We start from the raw sequence: 3,838 nt of genomic DNA, 5'->3' as shown, positions 1-3,838 counted from the left end.
CGGTGTCGGCGCCGGACAGGAGCCGCCGCGCGACCGGGCCCCGGCCCGCGACGGTCGGCGCCGCGGCCTGGAGCGCGGCCAGCCGCGCGCGCGCCTGCGCCGCCACCTCACTCTGGTCGCCGTACTCGCGCACCACGCGCTGGTACGCGCGCGTCGCCTCCTGGCTGCCCTGCTTCTCGTAGCTGCGCCCCAGGTAGAACAGCGCCCGAGCCGCCACGTCGCGCTCGCGGCCGTACCTTCTGGCCACGTCCCTGTACAGGTCGATCGCGCGCGCCAGGTTGCCCTCCACCTCCTCCGCGTGGAGCGCGGCCTGGAGCCGCACTTCGGCCGGGCTGCGCTCCTGCGCCTGCAGGGTCGGGCCGACCATTCCCACGGCGAATGCCAGGAGCAGCTTACGCATTCCTTCGCCACGCATAGTCACCTCCACTCGGGTCCCGCGAAGACACCTGTTCTTCGCTGCACCCAAGCTAGGAGTCGGACGGCGGCCGCGGATCGCGACAAGCCCTAGAGACGGACTGGAGACGGCAGAGGTTCGGTCGAGAAACCCTGACGGTCGGCTCAGGCGTCGAACCGATACCCGACGCCGCGGACGCCGACGATGTAGCTGGGTTGGGCCGGGTCCGGCTCCACCTTCTGCCGGAGATTGGCCACGTGCGTGTCCACGACCCGCGGCGTGATGGCCCGGCCGGGCCCCCACACCAGGTCCACCAGCTCCTGTCGGCTCAGCACCCGCCCCGGATGGCGGACGAAGGCCAGGAGGAGCTTCAGCTCCGTCGGCGTCGCGTGCACGACCGCCCCGCCGCGCCGCAACTCGAACGCCGCGAAGTCCACCTGGACGTCGCCGAACGCGGCGGTGGCCGGATCGTCGTTCCCGGTCCTCCGCAGCACCGACTTGATGCGCGCCCGCAGCTCGGCGGGACTGAACGGCTTGGTGACGTAGTCGTCGGCGCCCAGTTCGAGCCCCAGAATCTTCTCCGCTTCGTGGGTCTTCGCGGTCACGATGATGATCGGCACGTGCATGCCGCGGAGGCGCAGCTCGCGGCACACCGCGAACCCGTCCTTCCGCGGCAGCATCACGTCCAGTAGGACCAGGTCGATGCCACCCTCGCCCGCTCTGGCGAGGGCCGCCTCCCCGTCACGCACGACCTCGACCGTGTACCCCTCCAGCGTCAGGTCGTCTTCGAGGCCGAGCGCGATCGCCGGGTCGTCTTCCACCACCAGAATGCGTGTCATGGGTCACTCCTCTACGGGCAGGCGCAGCGTGAAGGTGCTGCCCGTTCCCGGCTCGCTCTCGACCGTCACGGTCCCGTGGTGGGCGTCCACGATGTGGCGCACCATCGCCAGGCCGATGCCCGTCCCTTTCGCCCCGACCTGTCCCGCGGAGGCCCCGCGGACGAACTTGTCGAAAATCGTCGCCCGCTCGGCGGCCGAGATCCCGATCCCGCGGTCCCGGACGGCGATGACCAGCTGGCCGCCCTCCCGGCGGACCTCCACCCACACCGTCCGGTGGTCGGGCGAGTACTTGACGGCGTTGTCGAGCAGATTCCAGAGCGCGCGGCCTACGGCCTCGGCGTCGGCACGGATCCGGGTCGGTCCCGGCAGGTGGTCCGCCAGTTCGATGCTCCACCCGTCCTCGGCCACCGCTTGCCGGAACTCCTGCACCAGGTCGCGCACCCAGTCGGGCACCGCGATCGATGTGCGGTGAAACTCGAGCGCGCCCGCCTCCATCCGCCCGAAGTCGAGCAACCCCTCCACCAGCCGCTGCAGCCGGTCCGCCTCGCGCTGCATCACGCCGTAGTACCGTCGCCGCTGCTCCTCCGGGCGGACGCGGTCGCTGACCAGCAGTTCGGTGAACTGGCGCAGCGCCGTGAGCGGCGTGCGCAGCTCGTGGGACACCGCCGCCACGAACTCCGACTGCAGGCGGGCCACCTCCAGTTCGCGGCTCACACCCCGGATGGCGGCGTACAGCCCCACCACGACGAGCAGGGTCAGCGCGGCGAGTCCCAGCGTCACCAGTCGGCGGCGCTCGGCGTATTGTGCGAGGTCGGCCGCGCGGTTCCCGCTCGCGACCCGCAGCGTCCAGGGGAGCCGCGTCTCGGCGGCGGTCCGGGTCACCTGGGGGCCCGCCTCGGCGGGGATGCTCCCGATCAGGCCGTTCCCCGAGGCGTCGGCCAGCACGAAGGTCACCTGCTCGCGGGCCAGGGTCGGCCGCGGCTCCGCCAGCCAGCCGCGCTCCACCTGATCCGGCCCCGCGACGAGCGCGACGCCGCGGGTGGCGGTGCCGCGCCAGAGGAGCAGCACCGGATGTCCCCGCCACGTGACGACCTCGCTGCCGTCCTGGCGCCGCTCCTCGTCGGCGCTGTTCCACCTGGCCCAGAGCTCACCGACCGCGTTCGCGATAGCCTCGGAGCGCTCGAGGCGCGCGCGACTGGCGGCATCCAGCGGCGGGAGGGCGTAGCCGGCCAGCTCCTCGGCGTAGTACCGGTAGACCGCCCGGGTCAGCGGCCAGGTCCCGGCGCGGAGATCGTCCGCCACAGTCGCAGCTTCCCGCTCCGCCTCGGCGGCCCGGCCCGTCTCCCGCAGGATGGCGAGCCGCGCATGCCGCGCGACCAGGGCGGCAGGGAGCCTTCCGACCGGCACCGTCCCCAGGCTCGTGAGGCGGGCGTAGCTCTCGAGCGCCCGAGGGAGTTGGCCCGCCTTGCGCTCGACCCGCGCCAGCCGCAGCAGCGCGCCGGCGCGCACGGCCGAGTCACGTGACGCCGCCAGCGCGCGGAACGCTGCCGCGGCGCCGACCAGATCCCGCTGGCGGAACTCGAGCCCCTCTCCGACCGCGTACGTGGCGGCGGGCGCCTCACGCGACGGTACGGGCACGGGCCGATAGAGCAGCCGGCCGGATGGGAATCCCTCCACGCCATCCGCCGTCAGGATCACGACGAGTGCGTCGGCCTTCAGCGTGCCAGCCCAGCGAGCGGCGGCGGTGCGCAGCTCCGTCCGCGCCACGGAGGAGAGACGCGTGAGCGCTTCCCGGGCCTCGGCCGCGCCCCGGCCCAGCGCGGCGGTGATCACGTCCGCCGTGCGCTCGAGCCGGTCCTGCGTACGCTGCCGCTCCAGCGCGCGGTCCTGGTCGAGGAAGCGCCACGCGAGCCCGCCCATCGCGGTGACCACGATCAGCGCGATCAGCAGGAACAGTACCACGAGACGGCGCGGTGGCTGGAGCCAGTCGCGGAGCGCCATGAATCTCCGGGACGGAGACGTAGCGAATATCCGGCGAGATGACGGACGGCGCCAGCCGAGTCCCGACTGGGACCAGTCAGCGCTCGGACCAGACTCGGTCAGGAACTCCTGACACAGGGCCGCGCCATTCTCGCCCGGCTCGCGCGCGGCGAGGCTGCCACACACCGGCCCCGAAACGCGAGCCGAGGGTAGGCTTACGCCGCATGGCGGCCCTGGGCGACATTAACCGCCCAGGTCGGAATCCGACTCCAGGCTCCGGAGATGTCCGTGTTTCGCTACGCTCGTTTCCCCGTGCTCGGCATCGCCGCCACCACGCTCGTCGCGACCACCGCCCCGCTCCGGGGCCAGGTCCGCGTCGCCTCACCGGACGGCCGCAACCAGGTCACGGTCGAGCTCCGCGAAGGCCGACTGGCCTACAGCCTGGCACGCGATGGCCGCGCGCTGATCCTCCCCTCCCTGCTCGGCTTCGAGTTCCGGGGGGCGCCACGACTGCGCGACAACCTCCGCATCACCGACACCACCCGGCAGTCGCACGACGAATGGTGGACCCAGCCGTGGGGCGAGGTGGCGCGCGTGCGCGACCACCATAACGAGCTGGCCGTCT

4 protein-coding genes are annotated in these 3,838 nt (G+C 72.7%); 1 reads left to right on the top strand and 3 read right to left on the bottom strand.

The window, feature by feature from the left end:
- The 3 genes from Q8Q85_13025 to Q8Q85_13015 all read right to left on the bottom strand — a co-directional run.
- On the bottom strand, window positions 1–400 hold a 400-nt coding region (locus Q8Q85_13025), incomplete at its 3' end, for a tetratricopeptide repeat protein (protein ID MDP3775178.1).
- A gap of 158 nt (window positions 401–558) precedes the next feature.
- On the bottom strand, window positions 559–1,233 hold the full coding sequence (locus Q8Q85_13020; protein MDP3775177.1) for a response regulator transcription factor: 675 nt from the start codon (window positions 1,231–1,233) through the stop codon (window positions 559–561).
- A 3-nt stretch (window positions 1,234–1,236) separates the two neighbouring features.
- Window positions 1,237–3,234 (bottom strand): HAMP domain-containing sensor histidine kinase, encoded by a 1,998-nt coding sequence (locus Q8Q85_13015; protein ID MDP3775176.1) that lies wholly within the window; start codon window positions 3,232–3,234, stop codon window positions 1,237–1,239.
- Between the two features lie 267 nt (window positions 3,235–3,501).
- Here Q8Q85_13015 and Q8Q85_13010 point away from each other — a divergent pair.
- A partial coding sequence (locus Q8Q85_13010) for a glycoside hydrolase family 97 N-terminal domain-containing protein (GenBank protein MDP3775175.1) occupies window positions 3,502–3,838 on the top strand: 337 nt, incomplete at its 3' end.

It is taken from the genome of Gemmatimonadales bacterium (assembly GCA_030697825.1).
Lineage (GTDB): Bacteria > Gemmatimonadota > Gemmatimonadetes > Gemmatimonadales > JACORV01 > JACORV01.
The sequence above is the reverse complement of the archived record's forward strand: the minus strand, read 5'-3'. Positions and strand labels throughout refer to the sequence as shown.